This window comes from Catenulispora yoronensis (assembly GCF_039531695.1).
Lineage (GTDB): Bacteria > Actinomycetota > Actinomycetes > Streptomycetales > Catenulisporaceae > Catenulispora > Catenulispora yoronensis.
The window spans coordinates 74,578-98,353 of the sequence record NZ_BAAAQN010000006.1 but is presented as its reverse complement, the minus strand read 5'-3'; the positions used below and the strand labels follow the sequence as shown (position 1 = coordinate 98,353).

General features: G+C 69.5%; 25 protein-coding genes. All 25 read right to left on the bottom strand.

The window, feature by feature from the left end; all coding sequences use genetic code 11:
• Window positions 1-194: 194 nt before the first annotated feature.
• Entirely contained in the window at window positions 195-908 is a 714-nt protein-coding gene (locus tag ABD481_RS07065) for a hypothetical protein (protein ID WP_344664723.1), read from the bottom strand.
• Window positions 893-1,330 (bottom strand): hypothetical protein, encoded by a 438-nt coding sequence (locus ABD481_RS07060; RefSeq protein ID WP_344664722.1) that lies wholly within the window; start codon window positions 1,328-1,330, stop codon window positions 893-895. The genes ABD481_RS07065 and ABD481_RS07060 overlap by 16 nt, the downstream gene beginning before the upstream one ends.
• Window positions 1,327-1,515 carry a hypothetical protein gene (locus ABD481_RS07055; RefSeq protein ID WP_344664721.1) on the bottom strand — a complete coding sequence of 63 codons (189 nt, stop codon included), beginning with the start codon at window positions 1,513-1,515 and terminating at the stop codon, window positions 1,327-1,329. The genes ABD481_RS07060 and ABD481_RS07055 overlap by 4 nt, the downstream gene beginning before the upstream one ends.
• Before the next feature lie 93 nt (window positions 1,516-1,608).
• Complete coding sequence (locus ABD481_RS07050; RefSeq protein WP_344664720.1) at window positions 1,609-3,216, bottom strand: AAA family ATPase; 1,608 nt, start codon at window positions 3,214-3,216, stop codon at window positions 1,609-1,611.
• A gap of 316 nt (window positions 3,217-3,532) precedes the next feature.
• Complete coding sequence (locus ABD481_RS07045; protein ID WP_344664719.1) at window positions 3,533-4,366, bottom strand: hypothetical protein; 834 nt, start codon at window positions 4,364-4,366, stop codon at window positions 3,533-3,535.
• 454 nt (window positions 4,367-4,820) lie between these two features.
• Window positions 4,821-5,501, bottom strand: a complete 681-nt coding sequence (locus ABD481_RS07040; protein ID WP_344664718.1) for a hypothetical protein — start codon at window positions 5,499-5,501, stop codon at window positions 4,821-4,823.
• 78 nt (window positions 5,502-5,579) lie between these two features.
• The gene (locus ABD481_RS07035; RefSeq protein WP_344664717.1) at window positions 5,580-6,821 is read right to left on the bottom strand and encodes a hypothetical protein; all 1,242 of its coding nucleotides are present in this window, start codon (window positions 6,819-6,821) and stop codon (window positions 5,580-5,582) included.
• Entirely contained in the window at window positions 6,818-7,570 is a 753-nt protein-coding gene (locus ABD481_RS07030; protein ID WP_344664716.1) for a hypothetical protein, read from the bottom strand. The genes ABD481_RS07035 and ABD481_RS07030 overlap by 4 nt, the downstream gene beginning before the upstream one ends.
• Window positions 7,571-7,609: 39 nt before the next feature.
• Complete coding sequence (locus ABD481_RS07025) at window positions 7,610-8,320, bottom strand: hypothetical protein (RefSeq protein WP_344664715.1); 711 nt, start codon at window positions 8,318-8,320, stop codon at window positions 7,610-7,612.
• Window positions 8,317-9,015, bottom strand: coding sequence for a hypothetical protein (locus tag ABD481_RS07020; protein ID WP_344664714.1), 699 nt, complete (start codon window positions 9,013-9,015; stop codon window positions 8,317-8,319). Before ABD481_RS07020 ends, ABD481_RS07025 begins: the two co-directional genes overlap by 4 nt.
• Entirely contained in the window at window positions 9,012-10,505 is a 1,494-nt protein-coding gene (locus ABD481_RS07015) for a hypothetical protein (protein WP_344664713.1), read from the bottom strand. Before ABD481_RS07015 ends, ABD481_RS07020 begins: the two co-directional genes overlap by 4 nt.
• Before the next feature lie 83 nt (window positions 10,506-10,588).
• A complete protein-coding gene (locus ABD481_RS07010) occupies window positions 10,589-11,086 on the bottom strand; it encodes a hypothetical protein (protein ID WP_344664712.1) in 498 nt (165 codons plus the stop codon).
• Window positions 11,087-11,150: 64 nt separating this feature from the next.
• Window positions 11,151-12,437, bottom strand: coding sequence for a DNA cytosine methyltransferase (locus ABD481_RS07005; RefSeq protein ID WP_344664711.1), 1,287 nt, complete (start codon window positions 12,435-12,437; stop codon window positions 11,151-11,153).
• Window positions 12,434-13,657 carry a hypothetical protein gene (locus ABD481_RS07000; protein WP_344664710.1) on the bottom strand — a complete coding sequence of 408 codons (1,224 nt, stop codon included), beginning with the start codon at window positions 13,655-13,657 and terminating at the stop codon, window positions 12,434-12,436. Before ABD481_RS07000 ends, ABD481_RS07005 begins: the two co-directional genes overlap by 4 nt.
• A gap of 12 nt (window positions 13,658-13,669) precedes the next feature.
• A complete protein-coding gene (locus ABD481_RS06995) occupies window positions 13,670-15,274 on the bottom strand; it encodes a hypothetical protein (RefSeq protein WP_344664709.1) in 1,605 nt (534 codons plus the stop codon).
• A 90-nt stretch (window positions 15,275-15,364) separates the two neighbouring features.
• Window positions 15,365-17,182: a DUF7715 family protein gene (locus ABD481_RS06990; RefSeq protein ID WP_344664708.1), complete on the bottom strand. Its 1,818-nt coding sequence runs from the start codon at window positions 17,180-17,182 to the stop codon at window positions 15,365-15,367.
• Window positions 17,175-17,576, bottom strand: coding sequence for a hypothetical protein (locus tag ABD481_RS06985; protein WP_344664707.1), 402 nt, complete (start codon window positions 17,574-17,576; stop codon window positions 17,175-17,177). Before ABD481_RS06985 ends, ABD481_RS06990 begins: the two co-directional genes overlap by 8 nt.
• A complete protein-coding gene (locus tag ABD481_RS06980) occupies window positions 17,573-17,878 on the bottom strand; it encodes a hypothetical protein (RefSeq protein ID WP_344664706.1) in 306 nt (101 codons plus the stop codon). Before ABD481_RS06980 ends, ABD481_RS06985 begins: the two co-directional genes overlap by 4 nt.
• Window positions 17,875-19,335: a DNA polymerase III subunit beta gene (locus ABD481_RS06975; RefSeq protein WP_344664705.1), complete on the bottom strand. Its 1,461-nt coding sequence runs from the start codon at window positions 19,333-19,335 to the stop codon at window positions 17,875-17,877. The genes ABD481_RS06980 and ABD481_RS06975 overlap by 4 nt, the downstream gene beginning before the upstream one ends.
• Window positions 19,336-19,378: 43 nt before the next feature.
• On the bottom strand, window positions 19,379-20,434 hold the full coding sequence (locus ABD481_RS06970) for a DUF932 domain-containing protein (protein ID WP_344664704.1): 1,056 nt from the start codon (window positions 20,432-20,434) through the stop codon (window positions 19,379-19,381).
• A gap of 39 nt (window positions 20,435-20,473) precedes the next feature.
• Window positions 20,474-22,243 (bottom strand): hypothetical protein, encoded by a 1,770-nt coding sequence (locus ABD481_RS06965; protein ID WP_344664703.1) that lies wholly within the window; start codon window positions 22,241-22,243, stop codon window positions 20,474-20,476.
• Window positions 22,236-22,736, bottom strand: a complete 501-nt coding sequence (locus ABD481_RS06960) for a hypothetical protein (RefSeq protein ID WP_344664702.1) — start codon at window positions 22,734-22,736, stop codon at window positions 22,236-22,238. The genes ABD481_RS06965 and ABD481_RS06960 overlap by 8 nt, the downstream gene beginning before the upstream one ends.
• Window positions 22,733-23,008: a hypothetical protein gene (locus ABD481_RS06955; protein ID WP_344664701.1), complete on the bottom strand. Its 276-nt coding sequence runs from the start codon at window positions 23,006-23,008 to the stop codon at window positions 22,733-22,735. The genes ABD481_RS06960 and ABD481_RS06955 overlap by 4 nt, the downstream gene beginning before the upstream one ends.
• The gene (locus tag ABD481_RS06950; RefSeq protein WP_344664700.1) at window positions 23,008-23,151 is read right to left on the bottom strand and encodes a hypothetical protein; all 144 of its coding nucleotides are present in this window, start codon (window positions 23,149-23,151) and stop codon (window positions 23,008-23,010) included. Before ABD481_RS06950 ends, ABD481_RS06955 begins: the two co-directional genes overlap by 1 nt.
• A 124-nt stretch (window positions 23,152-23,275) precedes the next feature.
• Complete coding sequence (locus ABD481_RS06945; protein ID WP_344664699.1) at window positions 23,276-23,725, bottom strand: hypothetical protein; 450 nt, start codon at window positions 23,723-23,725, stop codon at window positions 23,276-23,278.
• Window positions 23,726-23,776: the final 51 nt, after the last annotated feature.

Sequence of the window (23,776 nt, the reverse complement as noted above, 5' to 3'; positions counted from 1 at the left end):
CGAGCCCCACGGGCCACAGTATTCGTCGGGTCAGACAATAGCTTGTCGCTGAACGAGTCCATGCAGGCCAGATGCTTGTTTGCCAAAGCTTTTAGCAGCAGCCTGTTGTCAATATTGTCACGACTACGGGCGATAGTAACGCGCTTGACGCATCAGCCGACAGGTGCCTTCGGCGGTGATACTACGCGCCGTTGCTATGGGTTTCCGCGTACGGCGACCGGTTCGAACTTGGCGGTCGTCTTGGTGCGGATCTTAGGGGTGCGTACCGCCCGCTGGAACAGGCCGGCACCGCACAGGTCCCCGACGACGGCCAGGCGGCGTGCCAGCGGTGCGAGTTTCCTGACCGACCAGATGCCGCTGCCGACCCCGATGGCGGCCCTGGCGGTGGTCGCACCGTCGCGAACCCCGGCCTCGTAGGCGTCGCCGTAGACAGCGGCCAGGAACCCCGGGGTTCCCTCCGGCGCCCGGTATTCCGACCGCAAGGCCGCGGCAATCAGAGCGATCACCGCGTCGTCGTCGAACACCTTGGTGACGGTGTGCCCCCGGGACAACCTGTAGCGGGTGCCATCGGCACCGTCGACGTACACCGCCTTGCCCTCGACCAGCCCGGTGGTGGCATCAGCGCCGAGCGCGTCCAGTTCGGCGTCCAGCTCCTCCCGGGCGGCATTCGCCGCGTCGGTGAGCGCCTTGGCGCCGTGGTTCAGCATCTCGGCGGCGGCGATCATACGCGGTGTCACCGCCGCCGGGTCCTGCTTGCGCAGCGCGCTGGCGTGCTCGGTGACGGCGAAGGCCAGGGCGTCCTCGGTCCGGGCGTCCGGATCGTTGGATGCGGCCAGCAGCCGGTGCAGCAGCGCGGTGACGGCCGCCCGCGGGTCGGCCGGGACGGCATGGGTCAGGTCATCAGGCATACCGCCTCCGAAGCGTTCGGCATCACCGTTCCGCCGGTCTGAGCTGCGGGATCCACGTGCGCCAGCCACGCCGCCGCGAGCAGCGCGTTGCGCCGAGCGGCACTGGCCGTGGCGGGGATGACCTGATCGATGCTCCAGCCACAGCCGGTGCAGGCCAGGTCATGGGACAGGATCAGCACCGTGCCGACGAGTTCGACCTTGACCCCACCGGGCATCGCAGGGCTGTGCGCGCCCAGGTGCTCGGTATGGTCCGGGCACAGGTCGATGTCGATCCCCGGGCCGTCCGAGCCTGCCGAAGGCTGACCACCGATCGCCGCCAGACGCCGCCAAGCGGCCGGGATGTCGTCGGGGACGACGAACGTCTGGACTCCGCATTCGGTGACGTCGCAAGTGAACCGCAGCGTGGCGGTGGCGACGCTCACCGGGATCCCTCCCACGTCACGGCCGTGGCGAACAGCGTCAGGAACGGCGAGCCCTCTGCATCGGCCAGCCCGAGCAGGACAGCGCCGGGCCTGCGGTGCCGGCCGATATAGCCGTTGGGCGCCTCGGCCACGGTCGGCGGGGCGGCGCGCCGAGACTGGTAGGGAACCACCGTAATCTGGGGCATCGGGTTCTCGATTCAAATTGGACAGTTGAACAGGGGAACGGCGCGACGCCCGGACCACGTGGTGTGATCCGGGCGTCGTGGCCAGGGAAGTTCTCAAGCGGCCTGTGGTTCGGACGCCCCGGTGTGGGTCGCGACGGCCTGGTACACGGCCTTGCACTGCTCCAGCAACTCGGCCGCCTCGGCCTGCGGCAGAGCGCCGGAGGCGGCGTGCTGGTGGATCAGGGCATGGATCCGGCCAACGTCCTGAAGGCTGTTCCGCTTGGATGCGGCGCGGGAGAGTATCGCCGTCAGCGCACCGGCCGCCGGGTTCACCGGCGGCGGAGCACCCAGCTCGGCACGGCGCTCGGCCACAGCGATGGCCAGGTCGACGAACATGGCGTTGTTGATGGCGGTGGCGTGGAAGTCCCGGATGATCCGGGACTCGACGCGGTCCACCGCCTCCAAGTGCTTGGCATCGGTCAGCGACTTGCCGAAGTCCTCCACCCCGGGCCGGGACCGCGGCGGCTCTGCCGCCACCTGTTCCAGCGCCGGGATCACCGGCAACGGCGACGGCTGCTGGCCGTCCTCACTTGGCTTGGTGCTCTCGGCGGGCTGACTGGCCTCGCCAGCGTGCTCGGGTGGTTCGGCGTCGCCGGGTTCCGGCGCTCGCAGGGTGCTGATGACAGTCTGGGCCTGCTGCGGGTCCAGGTCGCCGGGTCCGGAGACGGCGGTGCCCAGGATTTCTGACACCAGGCGAAGGCGCGAGGGTCCATCAGCTGGGCCGACGCGGTCCAGCAGGTCCAGGATCTCGCGCACCTGCTCGGCGCTGGCGCGCGGGCTGCCGGGTCCGGCCGGACCGACGCCGCCTTGGCCGGTGCTCTCGGCCGCGGTCAGGGCGAGGGCGTCTACAGGGTCCGGCCTCGGCGCGACGTAGACGCGCGGCTCGGTAGCACCGGCGGCGTCTAGGCCGAGGCGCTGCATCAGATCGTGGGTGGTGAAGTCGGGGATCAGCCGCTTCTCCCCGCGCGGGATCTGAAGGCGCAGCGAACGCACCCCGGAGACCTCGAAGGTGCGGTACTCCGGCATGGTGATCACCACGTCGACCTCGAAAGGGAGGTTTTTCTCGGCCCGAATCTTCCAGTCCTTGTCCTTGGTGGGCTGGCCGGAGGCGTCCACGATGGTCGTGTGCTCCAGGCGGGCGATCAGCAGGACCGGGCCGTCGTGGGCGCGCAGCACGTCGATGAAGTCGCCCCAGCGCTTCTTGGCCACGTTCCACAGATCCATGGTGATCGTGGCTTCGGTGTCTGGATCCTTGCGCCGCCGGTTGGCGATGGCCTGGATCTCGGCGGTGAGCATCTCCCACAGCTGCGTGACGTTGTCCACGACGATGGCGTTCGGCCGGTCGTCGTACCGCAGCTGCTTGGTCGCCGCCCACGCGGCGTACATGATGCCCTTGTAGCTGCCGTCGTGGTCGACGATCTCGTAGTGCGCGCCGGGCACCTCGCCGTAGTGGTTGGCGTCACCCTCGCCGATCTCGATCCAAAACGTGCGGCCGATCAGGTCCGAGCCGGAGAACTCCGCGGCCGTGTAGGACTTGCCGCACTTGTGCACGCCGGCCAGCAGTACCAGCGGCCACGGCGGTTTGCCGGTGGGAAGGCGGGTCTTCAGGAACGGGATCGCGGGGTTGTTCGCCGGCGGACCCGGCGGTGCGGCAACGGACATGGGGTCCTTCCTGAAGGGAAATGCGAACGGCCCGCCGCGCCGGAGGCGTCGACGGACCGCAAGGGAAAGCACGAAGCCCTCGGATCCTCAGGGAATCCGGGGGCTTAGAAGGTGAACAGACAGGTGTGCGGGCTCCGAACGCAGCAGAGCCCCCGGGGATCCTGGCGGACGCCTCGGGGGCTCTGATGGAGGAAGAAGAAGTGGGTTAAGGCGGCCAGCGGCTACACCTCTACCAACTAACGAGAGAGACCCTACGGTCTTCAGAACTGAAGGTCAACGCTTTGGCGGAAATCTCGCCGATGTGACCGTGATCACGTTATACCGGCTGCGACTCACGGTTTGGCAGCGCTGTGTGGACGCTCTCGGCATCGGTCGCTGCGGCTTCAGCCACTAGTGCCGGGGCCAGCTGATTCAACAGGCGAGTCGCTCGGCCGGTCCCAATCCCGAAGGTCCGCACCAACCAGTTCGCTGAGAACGGCCCCTCCGGCCGCAGCCTGCGGGCCTCGGTGAGGATCTCCCCGTCCGTCGGCTTCTCCGGTTCGTCTTCCTCGGACTCCGGAGCGGCCGGTGAGGAGCCAGCTTTACCGGAGAACACCTGTGGCTCACCGTCCTCACCGGTGACGGTTATGACGCTCACCGGTGAGGACGACGGTGAGGCGAGCAGCGGGGAACCGGTCTCACCGGCGAACAGCGGTGAGGCTGGGCCGACCGCTGCTAGGCGCGTCATCGCACCGACGGGCCGGGCAGGTCGGGTATCGGTGAGCCCGGCTTCTCCGCCGGGCTCACCGACCGAACCGTAGTGCTCACCGGTGAGCGCCTCCGGTGAGGGCGGTATCACCGGTGTAGTCAAGGGTGCGATGTGCTGCTCGGCGCGTAGCCGCTGGGCTCTGGATTGCAGCGCCGCCGTGCACATCAGGGTTGCTCCGTCGATCGCGAGAGGACCGAACCAGACGGTGAGGCGGTCGTCGGGGAAGAAGTGCCGATACAGCCCGGACAGATGGTGGTAAGAGGCGTTGGCCACCGGCGCGGCAACCAAGACCATCGATACGCACCGCACCGTGGTCCACAGCCACCCCTGTGACCAGCCCTTCCAGAACATCACCTCGGTCGTGATGAACAGCAGGATCGGCCAGGCCGCCGACAGCAGCAACGCGCCGGGCGGAGGGCTGTAGTGCGCCGGATCCCAAGGTTTGCCGACCGGCCAGGACGGCGGGGCGTTGCGTGGTGGGATGAAGGCGTAGGCCAGGTTCGCGTACAGCGAGTATCCGGCGCCGACGAGCAGGCCGGCGTAGACCCAGAACAGGTTGTGCGAGGACGGCGGTTCGTCCAGGGACGGTGCGGACAGCCGGATCCTCCTCTCTTGGGGACGGAGGAACGGGGCAAGGCAGTGAGGTCACTGGTGAGCCGTGTCGGCGCACCATGCCTCACCGGTGAGGGTTGCCGGTGAGGTGGAACATGATGGTGACCTCACCGGTGAGGGACCCGCGCAGGCACGGCTCACCGGAGGGCGATAGGGCGGTGAGCCGGCTCGGGCGTGCAGCCCTCACCGGTGAGCCCTGCATTGGGGCCGTCATACCGGTGAGGGTGGGGTGGTGATGCCGGGGCTACGGCTGCGGGTTGGCTTCCATCGACTCGACGGAGGAGGCGAGTACTCGAAGGCCCAGGTCGGCGAGTGCCGTGTTGAGAACCTCCGGGTTCTCCAGCAGTAGCTGCGCGTTCCGCTTCGCGGTGTCGACGTCGGCTGAGATCACTGCTGAATCAACCCGAAGTAGTGTGACTACCCGGTTGACCGCGGGAACGCGTTCGCCGCCGTTGCGTTCTAGCCAGTGAGCGGCAGCATCTTCGTCGATCGAGTCGCCCGCAGCGCGCGCCTTCGCCAGCAAGGCGTTGAGATCCCACACGTGAGCGATTGAGCCAAGCTGAAACGACGGAGGGGCCAGTGTTCCCTTGAACTGCCGTGCCCGGTAGGCCGGAACGGTCAGCCCGAGGGCTTGCGCACCTTCCGCCGTTCCGACAGGGACGAACCCCTTTTGTGCGGCGCGCGCCTTCTTCAGGTTCTTCACCACGGACTTGTCGACCGTCCACCCGGCGTTGCGGGCTGCTTCTAGAGCCGTGTCCAGTGTCCAGGTCGGCTTCCCGTTGACGAGTGCCGCTGGTTCCGGAAGCTTCGCCTCAGGAGCGCCGGCTTCCTTAGCGATCCTGCTGAGGTATGCCTTGGTGAGACCGGTGAGAGCGACGAGATCCGGCACGCCGACGAACACGACAGTGTCGATGTCGGTGTCCACGGTCGGCCTCCTGGTCCGGGGTGACGCCGGCGTGAGTGCGGCGTGCTGGAACCATGGTGCCACGCCTGGACCGGGCTGCTATTCCTGCTCCCGGGCCTGCTTGGGCGTCGTGACGTACCTCCAGTTCATACCGAAGGGCTGCCCGGTGTCCTTCTCCCACGTGGTGACCGCCGTGAAGCGGTGTTCGTCGGTGTCGGTGGTGGCGCGCAGGACGTCGACGGCGAAGGTCCAGGCGTTGGTCTCGGTGCGGGCCAGGCTGTTCTCGAAACCGGCCGCGGAGTTGTCCGTTGCGGCTGCGGCGTGGTGTTCGCCATGGGCGTCAGCGGTCTCGGCGAGGTCCGTGAGCAGCAGGGCGATGGTGGCGGCCTGGACGGCGGCGGCGTTGATTCCCGCGATGCGACGGCGCGTTGGCTCGGCGAGTTCCTCGGGCATCGCGACGGTGCGGGTATGGATGAATTGCTGGGCGTGGCGGACCGAGGTGAGCATCTGCTCGCACTGCGTACGCCGCTTTCCGCAGGCCACAGCCACCATGCTGGGCAGTTCCGCGTCCTGGTGGCCGGCGTCGTCCTGGGTGGCGATGGCGGCGATGACTGCGCGGGTCAGGGCAGCGGCTGCGAATACATCCAGGGGGATTCGGGCCGGGCCGATGAGGTCGGCGATGTCGTTCTCAGCCTCTTCGAGCCCGTCCTCTGCGTCCTGTGCTTCCCGAGTCAGCGCTTCCGGGCCGGCGGTCTGGGCCGGACTGGGGGCGTGGTGATTCCACTGGGCGAGCGCCCGGCCAAGGCGCCAGATCGGGCCGTCCGGGTCGGACGTGGCGGTCTGAGCGATGGTGCGGGCGGTCTCCATGGCGACTTCGGTCAGAGCAGGTCCGGTCAGGGCCAGCAGCGGCAGCCGGCCGCGCCTCGGCCGCGCCACGGCGGTGAGCGGTGCGCGTCCCGGCGTCGGCCGGGTTCCCAGCAGCACAGCGCTGGCCATGAGGCGACGCAGCCGTACCAGCGTATCGGCGATTCGTTCGACCCCGGTGAGGTCGGGGTTGATGAGTTCGGTGACAGGGACGGGGCCAGCGCGCAGCAGTCGGCTGTTGCGGTCGAACTCGGCGCAGATCCACACGGTGCGGTCGGCGTGCGTTAGCGTCGTGGTCTCGATGCTGGGCCGGTCAGCCAGATCGGCGAAGGCCCCGCTCAGGGCGGCGTCGTCGATGAGGGTCTCGATGGCGGCGGCCAGGCCAGGTCCGCCGGTCATGACGGTGCCGGTGCTGTCCGGCAGCCCGACGTCGGCGGCGAGGCGTGCCGCGAGGGCGGTGAGGTCGTCGCGGTTCACGGGCGTCCCCCATCCCGGTGTGTGGTGTAAGTGATGTCGGTGAAGGTGGTGTCGGTGTTCTTCACGTGTCCGGGGTCGGCGCCGTGTAGGCCGAAGTACTCGGTCAGCACCTCTGGCGTGACCGGGGTGCCGCGGTCCCACAGACCCGAGTCGTCCAGCATGGCCAGGGCCAGGGTGCCGCGTCCGGTGGAAGTCTCGGTGAAGTCGTAGCCGACGGCGCGGTCCAACAATCCCGGGGCCTGCGGCAGCCCGGCCCGGTATTCGGCGGTCTGGGCATCGGTGGCGGGGGTGGCGGCGTCAATCCAGGGGTCGTCGACGATCTGGGTGTCTACCGTGGTGGCGCGGCCGGCGGCGGCGACGGTCTGGATCCAGTGGTCCAGGCCGCGTTCGTGGACGTTGCCGCGTACCTGCCAGTGCACATCAGCCGAGGACGTGAACGGCTCGACGTCGCCGCCGGTGCCGGCCTGGAGGGCCTTGTGCAGTTCGGCGGCGGTAGCCAGCACCCGGCAGTGACGCTGCACCGCAGCGGTCCACTCCACCACGAACATCGCCTCGGGCTCGGGGGCCGGCGGGGCGGTGGCCGGGCGGATCCACGCGATCGTGGCCGCGCCCGCCGGAAGGTGCGGGTCGGCCCAACCTCCGGTGTGCTGGCGGAGGTATTCGGCCGGGTCGGCGTGGCCGTCGGGGACTTCGACGACCAGTTCACGAGCGCGGGGGACGTTCTCTTCGATGCGGATCTCGTACTTCAACGCATCCTTCGTCTTCTCTATGCGACGGCACCGGTGCGGTCAGGCCGCGATGCTGTCTGGGGCGATGGCCGAAGCGGTGTGGTCGGGGCTGAGCAGATCTCGGCCCGATGAGGCCAGCGGAGCGATGCCTCGGACTGAGGCTTCGGCGGCGTCTGGGGCCAGGGCGTCCAGGAGTTTCCGGGCGTGGCGTGCGTCGATGGCAGCGCTGCGCAGCTTGGCCAGGGCTTGGTCGCGTTCGTGCTTGGCGCGGGCGGCGATGACGGCTGCGGTCTGGATCCGCCAGGTGTGTTGAAGCGGCTGAAGCCAGTTCGAGGCGAGGGCATGGCGGGCCAGCGCGCGGCGGATATCGGAGGTACGTCGGTCGGCGGCGGTGATGACCCAGCTCAGGTCAGGGATCGGGGCGCCGGCCAGGGACTTCAGTCCGGTTGGGCGGTCGCCGAGTTGGAACTTGGACGCCTCAGCTCGGTAGCACGTGAGTGGGTTGATCCGCACCGGGTCGTTGAGCCGGTCCAGGGCGCCGGTGGCGTCGCCGGAGTACAGCCGGCAGCGGTAGGTGCCGGGGTCTTCGGTGTAGTGGATGTCGTGGGGGTCTTCGCGGGTCAGCCACACCACGCCGGTGATGTGCGGGCCGCGCAGCACCCAGCGCACGGTGCCGCGGGTGAGGTCTACAGCCTCGGCGAGGATCCGCAGGCTTCCGCCGAGCTCCAGCGGCAGCACGGCGACCGGCGCCGGATCGGGAACGGGGGTCATCGGGAGTGGGTTCTCCTTGTCTCGCGTGCGCGGGCACGCCGTCGCCTGGTCCGGGCATGCCGGCGCGCCGACGGCTGTGACCGACTGTGAGGGGCGGTGGCGGAAGTGCGCAGGCGCGCGGCGGCGCGGGCGAGGGCCAGCAGTTCGACGCGGGTCAGATTATTGATGGTTAGGGAGCTACGGCAGTCGTGTTGGTAGGCATCCAGGCGGAACTCCACGCTGATGCCGCCCCCGCTGCCCCACGATGCGGCTTCCTCCCGGCGGCTACTTCCCGGGTCGCGCCAGTGCAGGTTCGCGAACAGGTCCTTGACGGCGGCGAACACAGCATCGTCCACGGCGGCCGCCGCGCTGATCCACGCTGCGGCGGCGTCCAGGATCCGGTTGTTCTCGGCCACGGTGGGCAGCAGACGGCGGCGGATCTCACCAGCCATGCGCGCCGGGCCCTTGGCAGCGGAGAACCTGATGCGCGCGTGCCGGTACCCGGCGACGTCCCACGCCCGGGTGCGGCCCAGGTCCTGCTCGTGGATGCCCAGGGCCTCGATCCGATGCTCGCCGACGCGCAACTGGACGATGTCGCCGGCCGGGCCCAGCAACTCGAACCAGCCGTGAAACCCCACGCCCGAGGGTCGAGCCTCCCACCCGTCGAGTTCGTAGGCGATGGCTGCGGCGACGTGTGCCGCGAGCTGCCTGGTCACGGGCGCACCGCCTTAGCCTGCGCGCTGCGACGGGTAGCGCGGCGGCGGGCGTGGCGACGCGGCCCGGTGCCACGCCGGTGTCCCGGACGCCGGGAAGGAACACGGCCCTCGACGACGTCGATGAGGGCGCACGCCACCTCCAGCGGCACCTGCCGGAGGTCCAGGTGGACGGTGTCACCGGAGTTGTCCAGGCTCGCGCGGTTGTGGGAGCCGTGCCGGTCGGTCCAGTAGGTATGGAACCGGCAGTCGTTCACATCCCGGTCGCGGTGCCCGCTTGCCGGCAGATGGGTCTGAAGGCGCGCGGCGGCGGCACCGAAGTGCTCGCGCCGTGCCAGCTCGACGGCGATGCCTGCGCGCTCGACGATCAGGGCGTGGGCGTAGGGCGGAAAGAGCCTGCGCCTCAGGTCCGCAGCGATGGCTTCGGGGTCACGGGTAGCGGTGAACCCGATCCGGGCCTTGTCGCTGTCCCGCCACCACCGCCCGGCCAGGGTCGGGGTGAGTCCGGTAGCCGTGGCCTTATGCCGGCCAGGGGCGACCTCGATGCTGATCCGCCAGTCGTCGTCGGGGCACACCAGTTCGGTGCGCCAGTAGGTGTGGTTGGTGCGGTCGTGTTCCCACGGTGGGCCGAGGGCTTCGGCGATGTCGTCGGCCAGGGCGAGTAGGCCCTCCTTGGACAGGCGGCCGTCGTCATTGAAGCGCACAGCGCCTCCAGGGGTCGGGGCATTGGGCGGGCGGTCGCAGCGACACCACCCGGTGCAGCGCGCACAGGTGCAGTCGTGAATACACACCTCGCAGGTGTGCTCATCGCACGCAACACCGTGGATCAGATGGGTGCGGTAGGACTCGGGAGCGTGGATCCGGCCGTCGGCGGCGCTGATCGTGGACGAGAGGCGAGGGTGCCAGTGCAGCGGGCGGGCCTTCGCCTCCGCCTTGGCAGCGGACGCGTCGGCTGCGGCCGGGTCCAGCCCGAGCCACCCGAGCAGGACCGGGAGGTTCTTGTCCGGGCCGTACCGCAGGTAGGTGCCGTCGCATGAGTCCGCGCCGTAGGACTCTGCGATGTTCATGCGGCGGCGGGAGTTGACCCTCCCGACGTGCACCGCCTTGCCTCGGGCCTTCGCCTCGGCCGCCAAGGCGCGGGCGTGCTCGCCCTCTTTGAACTGGTCTGACCCAGCGATGAACAAGGTGTCGAATTCGTCCCACGGGATCATGCCGGGGGCTTCGGATCCGTCCTGGGCGCAGAACGCGGCCGGGATGTCCAGGGTGCGGATCATCGCCAGCCACTTCAACGAGCAGGCCAAGGTAGCGGCCGCGTCGAAAGGCACGTCAGGGGCGACGGCAAACAGGCACTTGTCGCTACCATAGGCACGGACCTTGGCACATAGCCAAGCAAACCAGCTGATATCACCTACATAGTGACGCCCGAATTTTCCGTTATCGGCGGCCCACCATGACCCCTCGGGGATGCGGTTGCCTTGGGTGGGGGTGGTCATGCAGCCGATCAGCCCAGCCGACATCGCCTTCCGCACAGCCGGGCTGGACGGGGTGGACAGATACTGCACGCCCGACCCCCGCCTCAGTCCTCGGGTGCCGGCCGGAACATGTCCGCGGCGGTAACCGGCGCAGCCTGCCCGGCATCACGCTCGGCAACGGCGGCGGCGATCAGGTCCAGCAGCTTGGCGGCCTTGGCCTCGGCCTGCGCCCGCAGGGACGCCGGGCAGCGGGTGTCGATGCTGTAGGTGCGCTCGCGCACATCGAGGCGGATCCGGGTGCGCACCGTGACCTGGCGGCGGATCTCCAGGTTCAGGTCTGCGGTGAGGAACCCCAGGAAATCCGGATCCGGGCGAACGGTCACGTACTCGTGGCCCCAGGCCACGAACTGGCTGTCGGGGGCGACGCGCATGCTGGCCGGTTCCAGGTGCCTGCCGTTCGGTGGGCGGCGCCAGAACGGCCAGGTGCCGGGGCCGTAGGCGATGGCGTAGTCGTCCACGATGTACGACCACTGATCCGGCAGCGGCGGCCCGGGATAGTAGTTGAAGCGGGCGCCGGGCGGGTCGTCTGGGCGAAGCGTCATGCTCAGCGGGGATTCCTTCCGCGAAGGCGGGATGACTCGGTGAAGTTAGGTCCGGGCGGGTCGGTCAGGCGGCCAGGTCGAAGACGCGGCGGCCAGGGGTGTGGACGGCGTCTTGGATGGTCTCGCCGATCCAGCGGGCCATGTTCGGCGGGACCGCGTTGCCGATCTGCAAGGTGCGTTCCTCGCGCTTGTCGCCGTGCACGATGTAGTCCGGGCGGAAACACTGTGCGAGCTTCTGTTCGTGGTCGGTGATGACGCGGTAGGTCAGATCCCCGACGTCCAGCGGCTCACCCGGGCTCCACCCGGGCGGGGGCAGAACGATCCCGTGGTGGTTGCCTTGGGCGGAGATGCCGGAGAACGGCTCCCACCCAGACGCGCCGTCACAGTGGTTGCGCCACTCGATCACGGCCACGCGCTGGGCGCCGTTCGGGCGCAGGCGGCGGGTGCCAGTACGTCGGGTGTTGTCGGCCTGGAGGTAGTCGATGCAGGCGGCAAGCCGGGCCAGGGTGTACGGCTTGGGCGGGCGTCCAGCAGCGGTCTTCTCGGCGATCGTGGTGCCGCGGTCGGTGAAGTCGATGATCGAGGCGGCCGGGCGGGTGTGCGGTTCGGTGACCGCGCCGCATGCCGGGCAGCGGTAGTCGTACTGCCGGTTCCACTTGCCCACGACCGGGCGACCGGTGCGCGCCGCACGGACAGAGGCGGCCTTGCGCCACACCTGCATGCCGCGCACCGTTCCGCATCCGGGGCAGTGCGAGCGGGGCCGAAGCGTCAGGTCGGGCTCGGGCATGTCCACACGCGAAAGGACGATGATCACCCGGTCGCGGTGCTGCGGGGCGAGGTTGGCGACGTGGTCGCCGATGTGCGCCGCTGAGGCAGAGACGACCTGCATCCGATAGCCCATCAGAGGCCAGATACCGGCCCAGCCGGGGAAGACTTCCCAGTCCGATACGAACTCGGTCACGTTCTCGATGACGATGTAGGGGAACCTGAACACCTCGGCGGCCCGGACGATGTCGAAGGCAGTCGCCCGGGTGCGGCCGAACCGGCCCGCGCCTATCGGCCGTCCTGCCGCATCCACGGCCAGCGGGCCGGTGTGGCGTTTGCGTCGCCCGGCCGGGGCGATCTCGGTGCAGATCACCGACGCCCACAACACGTCGGTCTCCGGCAGGGTGCGCATGTCCAGCTGCGACACATCGGCGCAGTGGTGCGCCACCTGCGGGAAGTTCGCCCGGTGCGACGAGATCGCCACGGGCAGGTGGTTGAGCGCGTAGACCGGGGCCAGGCCGGCCAGGCGGAAGCCTTCGGTGTCGCCGCCGATCCCGCACAGCAGGTGCGTTGAGGTCAGGCTCACGGGACCTCGTCTCGCCTGCCGTCGGTGTCGTCGTGTCGGCCGAGGTGCCGGTGCAGCACGGTGAGGATGTGCCGTGCGGCCTCGCGTGCCGGCACGGGGCCGCGCGGGGTCGGGATGAGTTCGCTGACGTCTACGGTAATCTGCTGGCCGTCGCCGCAGAACAGGCGGCAGCCCGCACGGTTCTGCGAGATGTCCCAGTCCTCGGCGGGCAACAATCCTTCCTCGATGGCGGTGGTCACGATCAGGTCGATGTGCCGGGGCCCGACGGTGATGTGGCCGAGCGGGTTGAGCCCGGCCAAGGCCAGCAGCCGCTCCAAGGCGTTGCCGGTCAGGCCCGGCAGCTCGGGTGCGTACCTGGCGGCGCGGTCGTGCCCGTCCAGCACGTTGCGGGTCCGGCACACGCGGTGGATCAGCTGCTTCTGGTCCTGACTGAGCAGGTCTTCCCAAAGGTCGGGGTCGGTGTTGTCGGCGATGTGGGCCAGGACGCGCACGATCTGTGGGAGGTCGGCGAGCGTCAGATCGCCGAGTTCGGGTCCGGCGGGGTCCGCGGCGGGCCCGCCCGTCTGCGGCGTCCGTGGCAGGTGTGCGCGTACCTCGATTTCGACGCGCTGTTCCAGCGGGTGTGCGTCCAGGTCGATGCCGTCGGCGTCGGCGCCGTTCCAGCCGTCGCGGTCGTCCTCGGCGACCAGGTCCCACAGGTCCTCTTCACGGTCGTACAGGTAGCGCTCGTACTCCGCGGCTGTGTCGAATCCGGTGAGGTCGCCGGGGAAGTCGGCCGGAGTGAGCTCGGCATCGTGTTCGATCTCGACGCCGCCCTCCAGGGTCTCGATGAACCTGACGGTGGCGGTCAGCGGGAGGGCCTGCCTGCCTGGCAGGCGCAGCTGGAGGCCGGTGATGCTTGCTGAGGCGTACTCGTGGCCGTCGCGCGCCTCGGTGTCGCCGAAGGTGGCCAGGGCCACTGGCTCGCCCGCCGAGCTGATCCGGCCGTCGGCGCCTTCGTGCCCAGGGGTGACGGTGTCGAACAGATTGTGCAGGCCGTCGATCCTGACCTCGGTGATGTCCTGGCCGTCGGCGGTGGACATCCCCGCGGCGATGAGCGCGGCCGGCAGGGTGTAGAAGACGGTAGCCGTCTGGGCGTTGTGCCGGACGAGCTCATACAGCTTGCCCAGGGGCAGCGCGGCGTGGTCGATCGTGACGTCGATCAAGAAGGGGGTCTCCATCCCAAAGGGTGGTCAGGCCGCGAGTGCGGCCGGGGACAGGTCGCGGTGCAGAAGCGCGATCACCTCGGCGGTGGGGATCGACCAGCCGATGACCTCGCCCTCGTCGTATTCGACGCTGCTGTACCGGACCACCAGCCAGTGCGCCGCTGGATCGAGGTCGGGGTCTTCGGTAGCGGTGATCCCGAAGTAGTAGTCGTGACCGGTGGGGACGTTGACGAGCATGCAGAACCCGCCAGTCTGATCGACGCCGAACCCGATCCCGGCCTCCCGAAGCGCCTCGCAGATCGGGTCCAGGCCCTGAGCCGTGGCGGCGCGGCGGCACGCTTCGCTGTAGGTGATCGGCGGTTCGGCTGGGATGTGCACGGCCAACCAGGCATCAAGAGCTGCCTGCCGCTGCCCGTCCTCGACGGTTGCGGGCAGGTGCCCGGCAGCGAAGCGGGCGTGCTCCACCACGGCCGAATCCACGTGCTGAGCGCCCAAGACGTTGGCGAGCGCCCGCGCAGCGGGGTAGCACCGCACCGCCCGGCGGATCGCCAGCATCGCGCGCAGCCGCAGCGGCAGCGGCCAGTCGTGCAGCGTCGCCACCTGATCAGCCGTCCACGTCAGCGCTGCGAACGCCGAGTGCGGGTTGTCGTCCAAGCCGGCCGGCACGTCCAGGGTGTACACCTGCGGGTCACCGCCGAAGGTGTAGGTGTGGGCGGCCTCGCCGGGGCGGCGGACGGTGAGTACATGCACCGGAGGCGGTGTGGTGAGCTTGTTCAGGGCTGCGGCGGCCGATGCGGTGCGGGCGGCCATGAACTCCAAAACCTCCCGCACCTGGGTGGCGGTGTCGGTGGCCTCGGCCTCGGCCATCTTGTCGTCGTTGAAGTCGGCGGCTTCGATGAACAGGGTCTGTACATCGGCCATCGCCATCACATCCGGCAGCCGGATCCAGCCACCCTCGCTGGATTCGGGCTCCCCGTCCATGACGAACCACACCTGCCCGGGAAGCAGCCCGGTGTTCTGGGCGGCGTCGAAGAACCCGTGAAGGTCCCCGCCGTCATCGATCCGCAACCGGTCGCCATCGGCCAGGTCCAGGTGCTTCATCAGCGCCGAGATGTGCGCGCTGGTGTAGGTGGGGACGGCCCCGGTCAGGCACAGCTCGCCGATTGGCTCGGCGGCCACGACCGGCAGTTCGGGGCGGCCGGGGGCCGGCGGCCCAATCGGGGACCACTGGGCCTCGGTCAGTACGGCGATGAGCATGCCGTCCTTGTGCACGGACAGCGACCGGTCGGTGAGGTCGAAGAGGTAGGCGTAGTCGTAGCCGTACACGTCCTCACCGGTGGCGGTCATGTCGATGTCGTCCTCGGTGCGGGCGACGCCGACCCCCGGCACGTCCAGGAATCCCGGCCTGTCGGCCGCGAACTTCGCGGCGTACGCGGGGTCGGCGGTGAGCAGGGACCAGCCTGCTGTGTGCTTGAGCAGAACGGTGCGCATCTGGTGCAGGTCGCGGAAGAAGGCTCGGTGGTGAATGTCAGCCAGGACCGGCAGTATCGCGGCCGGGGAGCCGTCGGAGTGTACGTACATGCTGGTGGTGGAGGACCCATCGCGGAAGGCGACGACAGCGCAGGTACTCACAGAACTCCCGTAGAAGAGGGGTGGCGGGGATGGCGAAGGCCGCCCACGCTCGGACGGCCCGTTTGCCGAAACGCTGTACAACTGGCGGGTTCAGGCGGCCAGGGACACGGTGATCTCCGATTCGGAGTCCGTGCAGCGGGAGTCGTCGAACCCGTCCCACCCGGCATCGCGGGCCGCGTCTTCGTCGGCGGCCTCCACTGTGAACTCGTAGTCCCGGTGCTCGCTGATCCGCACCGTCCACAGCCTCAACCCGTCGTCGTCCTCGTCGCCGCCGTCCGGGGCCTCCGGGGCGGGGGCGGGAGCTGGGGCGGTTGCGAAACTGCCCAGACTTGTGGCGCCGGGGTCGGCCGGTGCCGGCGTGTGGCGGCGGCGGTAGCGGCGGGCGCTCTTGCCTAGCACCGCCCCGACCGGGAATCGGCCTGCGACCGTCAACACCTGCCCGGCCAGCACGGCGGCCTGGTCCTCGTCGACGCCTTCGGCCTTGGCCAGCAGCCGGTTCAGCTCGGCGATGGTGATCGGGACGTCGGCGACGGCGAAGGTGGTGGTGCGGCGGCCGGACTCGGCACCGACCAAGGACTCCAGGCAACCGCAGGCATGCCCAGGCTTCGGTTCCGCGCACGCCCCCTGGTAGACGATCTCTGCGGGCAGAGTGTGGCAGAAATCGTAGGTCTGCTGCCCCTGACCGGAGGCGGTGGCAACCAGCAGCCGCAACACCGACGGCTCGGCCATCTCCGGCTCGGATCGGACGTCGAGCGGGCGGGTTTCAGCGTGGAAGTGGGTGAGCCCTGTATCCAGCAGCAGATGCGGGTCCATTGTCTGGTCGTCGTGGGCGTAGCGGAGCAGGTCGGCGATCATGTCGGAGATGTGCTGTCCCCAATCCGGCGTGGACAGCTCCTCGATGCCGTCGAAGGTCTGGTAGTGCTCGATGAGGGCTTCGGCGCGACGTACCGCAGCGGGGATAGCGTTCAGCAGGGGCCAGCCGTCGGCGGCGTCCCACTCGAACCGCATCCGATAGCCGTGCGGATCCACGCCGAGCACCTCGATCAGTGCATCGCGCAGTCTGCCGACGGTGCCGTAGGCGGCCACGGCCGCTTCGGTGCCGATGTCCTGGATCTGGTAGCGGTAGCAGTCCGCGGCCTTCAACAGTGCCCATGGGTCCACGTCGAGGGGGCGGTGGAAATAGGGCGGGGCTTCCTCGTCGGTGCCGGTGCTGCGGTTGGCGGCTGTGTAGTTGGCGTCGACCAGCACCTGGCCGACGTCGTCCGGCTCCACGCCGTTCGCTAGGTCGCGGTCGCAGATGGCGGTGGTCAGGGCACGGATATGGCCTGTACCCAGGATGAAGGCGATGGTGTGGGCTCCCTCCATGAGCGGACGGCCCGGGGAAAGGGCACGTCGGGCCCGCAACTGCATCACGTGCAGCACGGACTTCCGCGCCGGGACCGCCGGGGCCTCGGATAACCCGGTGTCGATGTCGGCCACGGTCAGGCCGAAGTCCCGAGCCACCTCCAGCAGATGGTTCTCGGCGGCCAGGACGGTGAGCATCCGGGCCTGCTCGGCGGCCGGTCGCATGTCGTTCCACGCCTGCCCGGGGCTGTCGTCGGGCCAGTGCGGCGGGCCGGGATACGACTGCTCCGGCACGAACACGACGTCGGGGCGGATTGCCGGGTCGTACCCGAGGCGCCACACGGGGCCGTGGCCGGTGTCGGTGCGGATCTCGACGGCGCGCAGGTCATGGCTGGCGGCGTGATATTCCAACGCCAGAGTCCGGGCGGAGTGCTCATGGTCGGCGTGCAGCACGTAGGTGTAACCGGCTTCGCCGTCGTGGCGTTCGGGACCAGCAACGGTCACCGTGAACACCGGCGTCTCCACCATGGTGTCCGGTGCGGGCAGGACGAGGCAGTCAGCCATCGGCGGCTCCCGGCGGTGTGGCCAGGATGCGCCCGATGATGGCCAGGACTTCGGCGCTGCTGTTGAACGGGTTGAACAGCAGGCGTGCGGTGGCGGTGTCGATGCCGAGCAGCCGCTGCGCCGCCAGGGAAATACGCTCACTGTCGGGCAGCGATTCAGGGCGCACCACAGCGCTGGTGAGCACGTGGCGGCGTCGGGCGTGCTGGGCACGGTAGCGGGGCGTTCGCCAGTCGAAGCGGCCGCCGGCCAGCACGATCGCCCAGCCTCCCGCGCAGTGCGTGGTGAACGATGCCGTCCCAGTCTTGATGCGCGCCGCCCAGAACTGGTTGTCGTGCAGGTCGGGGCTGGTGCGTATCTGGTCGGCGACGGAGGTCAGAAGGATGCGGTTGGTCATCGGGGCTCCCGTGCGTCAGAGGGGTGTTGTTGGAAGGCGTTGTACGGGGCGCAGTGCGGGCCGCAGGTGGGCTCGGCCGTTTGGGCCCAGGTGAGGAACGCCCCGGTCTCGGTGATGATCTGGTTCATGTTCTGGGTGCCGCGTTCCTCAAGCCAGTCCGCGGACTCGGCGTCGACACCGGCCCGCAGCATCGCGATGGTGCCCCGGGCGTCGCACTGCTCCTGGCGGGCGGCGGCCACCGCCCGACCCAAGCACCCGGTGTCGAGGTCTGCCATGAACTGCGCCGCCTGCTCGTCGTTCACGCCAGCTCCGGTGTGCTGGTGGAGGCGACGGGCTCGGTGGGCTGCTGCGCATCGGTGGCAGGGCTGTCGGGCTGCTCGGGCCCAGTCGGCTCCGGCTCAGGATTGGCTGCCGCCTGCCCGGGGACGCGCAGCGGCATCATCAGGTAGCGGTAGCCATCGTAGTCGTCGCCGGTGTGGTGGTGTCCGGTCAGCACGGCCGGCTTCGAAGCGGTGGTGAAGCCGAAGCGGACGAAGCCGGTGCCCAGGGTCTTCAGCCCGTCGATGAGGAAGCTGGGATTGAACGAGGTCACCAGCGGTACCGGGCCCGACCAGGCGGCCGGCACCGTTTCACTGGCCTGCGCTTCGTCTCCGGCTCCGGCCTCCACCAGGACCGTGGTGCCCTCGAAGCTCATCCGGATCGGTGAGGCGCGGTTGGCGACCAGGCCGACCCGTTCGACAGCGGCCAGCAGCGCCTTGGTATCGGCCACTGCACCGCTGTTCTGCTCCGGGAACAGCGACCGGTACCTCAGGAACTCGCCCCGAAGGCACCGGGTGAGGGTGTGCTGCTCCCGGAAGGACAGCCCGACCAGACCGGCCCGGCGTTCAGCGGCCAGACGCGCCTTGGTGCGCCGGTTGGCGATGTCCTGGGCCTTGATGTAGTCCGGGTGGCCGTCCCAGTACCTGGTCTTCAGATCCTCCAGGACCTGGCGCGCCTCGGCTTCGGCGGTGACCTCGTCGGCCGCGTCGGGCTGCCAGGTCAACCGGATGTCACCGACGGCCTTGGACCAGCGGGCGGCCACAGCCTTCAGGGCCTTGGCGGGCAGCAGCGCCGTCCACAGCTCGGCCTCGACGTCGTCGGGGGTCCAGGCCAGGTCGGCGGTGGCCAGTCGGAACCGGTCGGTTCCGGCCAGCGTCAGGGTTTTGCCGTCGCCGGTGATGAGGATGCCGGTCAGCATCGGGATCGTGTCGTCCCGGGCCGCCGCGACCAGGACCCGCTTGATCGCCGCCACCATGGCGGGGGCGTCGACCCAGCCACCGCCGGTCGGGGTGGCGGGCAGGGGCGGGTAGTCCTCGACCGGCAGTGTCTGAAGGGTGTAGCGGGTGAGCCCGGCGTGCACGACCAGCTTGGAGCCCTCAGCGGCCAGGGTGACCCGGTCTGCGTCCAGCTTTTTCAGCAGGTCGCGCAGCAGCTTGCCGTGAACCAGCAGCCTGCCCGGCACGGTTACCTCGGCCCGGACCCGGTCGCGGGTCGCCAGGTCGTAGTCCCACGCAGACAGGGTCAGGTGCTGGCCGTCGGCATCCAGCACGATCCCGGCCAGCACCGGCGCGACCGGCCTGGCCGGCAAGGAGGCGGCCACACCGTTGGCGGCTTCCAGCAGGGCTTTGCGATCGACGGTGGCGGTGAACCGGGGCCGGGAAACAGTGACGCCCGCCGCCTGGTCGGCTGCGGGCGTGGGAACGTCGAGGATCGTGGTCAAGCGGGTCCTCCGTATCGGCGGGTTTCGGGGGTGCGGGCTGGGTTTAGGCGGCGATGGCGTACAGGCGCTGCTGCCCGATCGGCCGGTCCAGCACGGCGGTGAGCAGCTTGATGGTTCCGGCGTCCAGGTTGTCGACTTCGCCGTTGACGGCGCGCAGCATGTTCCGTTCGGCCCGGGTGGTGCCGCGCACGCCCTGGGAGTGATGGGCCCAGGTGTTGACGGCCTGCACCACGCCCCAGCCGGTCCCGGACCACGGGGAGACCCGCGGGTCGGCCTTCCACAACTGGGTGATCTGCTCCCGCTTGGTCTCGGCCCGGGTGATGGTGCCCTTGTGCGCGTCGGCCTCCGGCAGCGGCGCCCAGGCGTCGACGAACTTCGACCACTCCTTCGGGCTGACGTCGGTGCGGATCAGCTCCTGCACCTCGGCCTCGAAGTCGGAGGCGGCGGCGATCACCAGATCCAGGGCCTGCCGGGCCTCGGAGATCCGGCCCAGGCTGTTGCGGGAGTGCTTGACCTTGATCTGGTGCCCGGTCTCGGCCAGCCCTGCCGCCATCGTGTTGTCGCAGACGATATTGGTGACGGTCCGCTTGTACGTGGTGGCCAGCGAGCCGTCGAAAGAGGTGGCCGCCAGCAGATTGGGCCGGTACTCCACGCCGGCCTCGGAGATGACGAACGTGTCCGGGACCTCGACCTGCACCCAGGCGACTGCGCCGCCCTTGAGCAGCCCGGCCGAGCCCACGCCCAGTTCAGAGTCGTCCAGCATGGTCTGCACGTTCCCGACAAGCCAGGGCCGGTACTGGTGGCCCTTGTAGCCGTCCTTGAACACCCCCAGGGCGGATTTGGTGTCGGGTCGGATGAACACCTGGCGGCTTGGGTCTTCGATGATTTCGCCGGTTCCGGGATGCTTGAACTGCACCAGCCACGGCTCGGCCTCCCAGTGGAACAGGCGGCGCAGGATGTCTGCGACCGGCACCGCGCCGGGATAGTGGTTGGACTCCCCGCCCTGGTGCTCCTCCCGGTAGTGCCAGGCGTGGCCGCGCTTGTCGGTGAACCCGATCAGCGTGTTGGTGTTCAGGTGCTCAAGGGTTTCCTTCGACACGGGGCAGACTCCTTCAACAGTGCGGGAACACAGCTCGGTTCAGGGCTTGCGGTTCGGGGCGGTAGCGGCCAAAGCGGCCCGGGATGCCTCAAGTTCGGCGAGTATCCGCTTGTAGCGGGCGGCGAAGCGTTCGTCTCGGGTGTGGGCACGGGACAGCACGTGCACCTCGCCAGGGGTGTGCACCAGCAGCAGACGGCTGGCCGGATCGGCGGGAAGGGCGAGCACCAGGCAGGCGTCCGGGTCGGCATCATGCAGCACCGACGCCAACGCCCACGGGGTCAAGGCGATCTCCACCATGCCGCCGGTCACGTCGTATTCGCCGGGCAGGCTTCCGGGGTGGGCGTCGTCGATCTGCCTGATCTTCTTGTCGGTGTAGTGCCGCAACGTCGGAGCCTGCACGGTGACGGTGATGCTGTACCGGGACAGGCGCAGGGAGATCAGGGCCACGTCCGGTTTCGCGATCCGGCCAGAGGACTTGCGGTACACCTCGGTCGCCTCGGCGTCGATCCGCTTGACCCAGGCACACGCCTTGCCCCACAGCTCGGCCAGGTCCCCGGCGCGGACCGCGAACCGTGAACCCAGGGCGGGGAGCAGGGATCCGTAGTCCGGATGTGTGCCCCCGGGATGCCAGACCCGCACCCGGTGCGGACCTGCCGACAGCGTCAGCAGACAGGAGTCCGCGCCGACGCTCACAGCTCCCGCCCGGGTCATCTTGGCGGCGGCCACCGCAGCAGCGCCGGGCACGAACGCCCGCACCGGATCATCCAGCCCGACCAGCGGCAACACGTCGGCCGCGATGCTGGTCTGCGCCAGGCGGAACCGATCGGTGCCGGTGACGGTGAGGACGTCGGGATGCAGCGCGAACCACAGATCCCTGATGTAGGTCTTGTCCGCGCCCGGGTCGGCAAGCCGGTCGGCGGTGGCCACGGCACGGGCGAGGCGGCGGATCGGGACCGCCAGCATCGGGCGGGGGTCTTCGGTGTCCTCCGCCGGGACGGGCCACATCGGTTCCAGGCTGGTGCCGCCGAGCTCTACTCGTCCGGCGGGGACGTCGACCAGCAGCGGCGCGGCCCGGTCCTTCCGGGCGGCGGCCCGCAACGCGCTCAGCGTGAGTGCGACCCGTCCTGGGGTTGTGACTGTGGCCGGCATGACGGATGTCGCCTGCACCGGCGTCGTGCCGATCGACGTGGTCACCGACAGCTCCACCGTGTCGGGCCCGGCGGACAGGGTGATGCTGTCGGTGCTGTCGCCGATCCGCACCAAGTGCGTCAGCGCCGACTTCAGCTCTGCGGCCTCGACCTTGAAGCATGCGGATCCGGAACGCGGCGCGCCCTCCGCCGGAGCGATGATGCGTCCGGTGACCGGGTCCAGACCGGTCTCCGTCGGCAGCCCGGCGGCGTCGTTCACGTTCATCAGACACACCGTGCAGGTGGCCGGGCCGTGCTCGGGAAACCACACCGGTTCGGCCAACTCCGGATGCATCCTGGCGTATGCGGCCTGAACGGCCCGCCCGTCCACCATGAGCCGGTGCTGCCAGAACTCGCCGTCGTCTCGGCCGTCGTACTCGGCGTAGTGCTCTGCCCAGCGCGGCGCGATGCGGTGGAACGCGGCCGCCGTGTAGGCGCTGCCGGTGACCGGGTCGATCTCGAACGCCTGCGCGCCACTGGCCAGGGAGATGGCGCAGCGCAACACCGCCCGCTCCTCCTCGGAGGCGGCGGTGACGATCTGCCACCCCAGGCTGCGGCACACGCGATCGGTCTCGGCGTCCTCCTCCTGCTCGGCCGAGCCCGCTTCGTGGTCGTCATTCACCGGTGCCGCCGGGGTAGTAAGCGACCGGCCCCTGCACCGTCTGCACCACCGTCCCGTCCGCCAGGCGGTAGAACACGGTCACGTTGTAGAACCCAGGGGCGGGCCGCCAGGCATCCATGGCGTCGCAGAAGCCGCGGCCGTCGAAGTACTCCGGATGTCGGCCAGCCTCGGTGGCGTTCGCACCCGGCACGGGAACGGCCCGGCCGCGCTCGACCCGGTTGAGCTGCACCGTGCACGAGCGCACCCGACCCGAGGAAGGGTCGATCTGCTCGTCCGGCCCGAAGCCGGTGAGCGCCTCCCCACCGAAGCTTCCATCCGGCAGCAACCCGTCGCACGCATCAGACAGGACACCCCCGGTCCGGTAGGCACCGACGTGGGCCGAGCGGCACGAGTACGGGTTCGCGTCGGAGGAGGCGGCGGCCGGGACCGGGCAGCCGCCCACGGTCGTGGCGGCCGTCAGCAGCAGCGCGTGAACTGTTCGAAGGAGTCTCAACCCAGCCACCCCCGCCGCCACAGCGCCGAGCCGAGCAGGTAAGCCACGGACACGCCCCCGGCGGCCAGCACCCGGTTGTCCCCGTGCAGCAGGCACAACGACCACCAGCCGAAGTAGGCGGCGTAGACGGCCGCGACCCCGAGCAGGACGTTGCCGACGATGCCATGCCGGTGACGGTCACGCCGCCTGCCCCTGATTCGGGCAACGGCGGCCCGCACCGACACCGGGGCCTGGGCTACGTCGGTTTCGGCAGACTGGGTGGCGTCGGCCATCAGGATGCCACCCCCAGGCACAGCGCCACCAGCACGGTGACCGCCCAGCGGCGGGCCGACCAGTCCTCCCAGTCACCCCAGCCAAACACCAGGAGTAAGGCCAGCCACCCACAGGCGTTCTCAGTGACATGGTCCAGGTTCATCAGTACGCATCCCTTCAGCCGTAGCTGCTACAGGAGAATCAGAGGGCGGATACACGGCGCGGCCCGGACCGGCCAGGGGCAACCGGTCCGGGCCGCACGATGGGTCAGCCCGCCGAGGCGCGGATCAGGGGTTGGCGGTCGCTATCACCGCCGGCGGGGATGGATGTCCCGGCTTCACGGTGGTCACGATCCGGATGATGTTGGGGAAGATCCCGACGTTGTCGTGGCGCGCGCCGCGCACCTCCACCTGGTACACCCCGCCGTACATCAACTGCCCGAACAGCATGTCGGAGTTCAACTTGTGCGCCGTGTACTCGTCGTGGTTGGCGAACACCCCGGCGTCGGTGTAGATCTCGTAGTGACAGGACTGGGTGGCTTCGGCCCCGGTGCCGACGGTGTGGCACACGTTTCGCTTGTCCTGCACGGTGATCGTTACTGTGGTGTCGGTGGCGGCCCGTTGGTGCTGGATCGCCTTGTAGACCACGCCGATGGCGCCGAGCGTCAGGACGACGACGGTGAACGCGATCACCGCTATCGTCCACTTCTGCCTGCGCGTCATCTCCGCGTCGGCCAACTGTTCCTCCCGAAGGGGGTAGGTGAGGCCGTGCCGGCTGGCACGCGGCAC

Bases quoted from the DNA above. Each gene is read 5' to 3' on its own strand.
- ABD481_RS06950 (WP_344664700.1), bottom strand. From the start codon at position 23,151: ATGAACCTGGACCATGTCACTGAGAACGCCTGTGGGTGGCTGGCCTTA.
- ABD481_RS07065 (WP_344664723.1), bottom strand. From the start codon at position 908: ATGCCTGATGACCTGACCCATGCCGTCCCGGCCGACCCGCGGGCGGCC.
- ABD481_RS06990 (WP_344664708.1), bottom strand. From the start codon at position 17,182: ATGGCTGACTGCCTCGTCCTGCCCGCACCGGACACCATGGTGGAGACG.
- ABD481_RS06985 (WP_344664707.1), bottom strand. From the start codon at position 17,576: ATGACCAACCGCATCCTTCTGACCTCCGTCGCCGACCAGATACGCACC.
- ABD481_RS07025 (WP_344664715.1), bottom strand. From the start codon at position 8,320: ATGACCCCCGTTCCCGATCCGGCGCCGGTCGCCGTGCTGCCGCTGGAG.
- ABD481_RS07055 (WP_344664721.1), bottom strand. From the start codon at position 1,515: ATGCCCCAGATTACGGTGGTTCCCTACCAGTCTCGGCGCGCCGCCCCG.
- ABD481_RS07015 (WP_344664713.1), bottom strand. From the start codon at position 10,505: ATGACCACCCCCACCCAAGGCAACCGCATCCCCGAGGGGTCATGGTGG.
- ABD481_RS07000 (WP_344664710.1), bottom strand. From the start codon at position 13,657: ATGGAGACCCCCTTCTTGATCGACGTCACGATCGACCACGCCGCGCTG.
- ABD481_RS07050 (WP_344664720.1), bottom strand. From the start codon at position 3,216: ATGTCCGTTGCCGCACCGCCGGGTCCGCCGGCGAACAACCCCGCGATC.
- ABD481_RS07010 (WP_344664712.1), bottom strand. From the start codon at position 11,086: ATGACGCTTCGCCCAGACGACCCGCCCGGCGCCCGCTTCAACTACTAT.
- ABD481_RS06955 (WP_344664701.1), bottom strand. From the start codon at position 23,008: ATGGCCGACGCCACCCAGTCTGCCGAAACCGACGTAGCCCAGGCCCCG.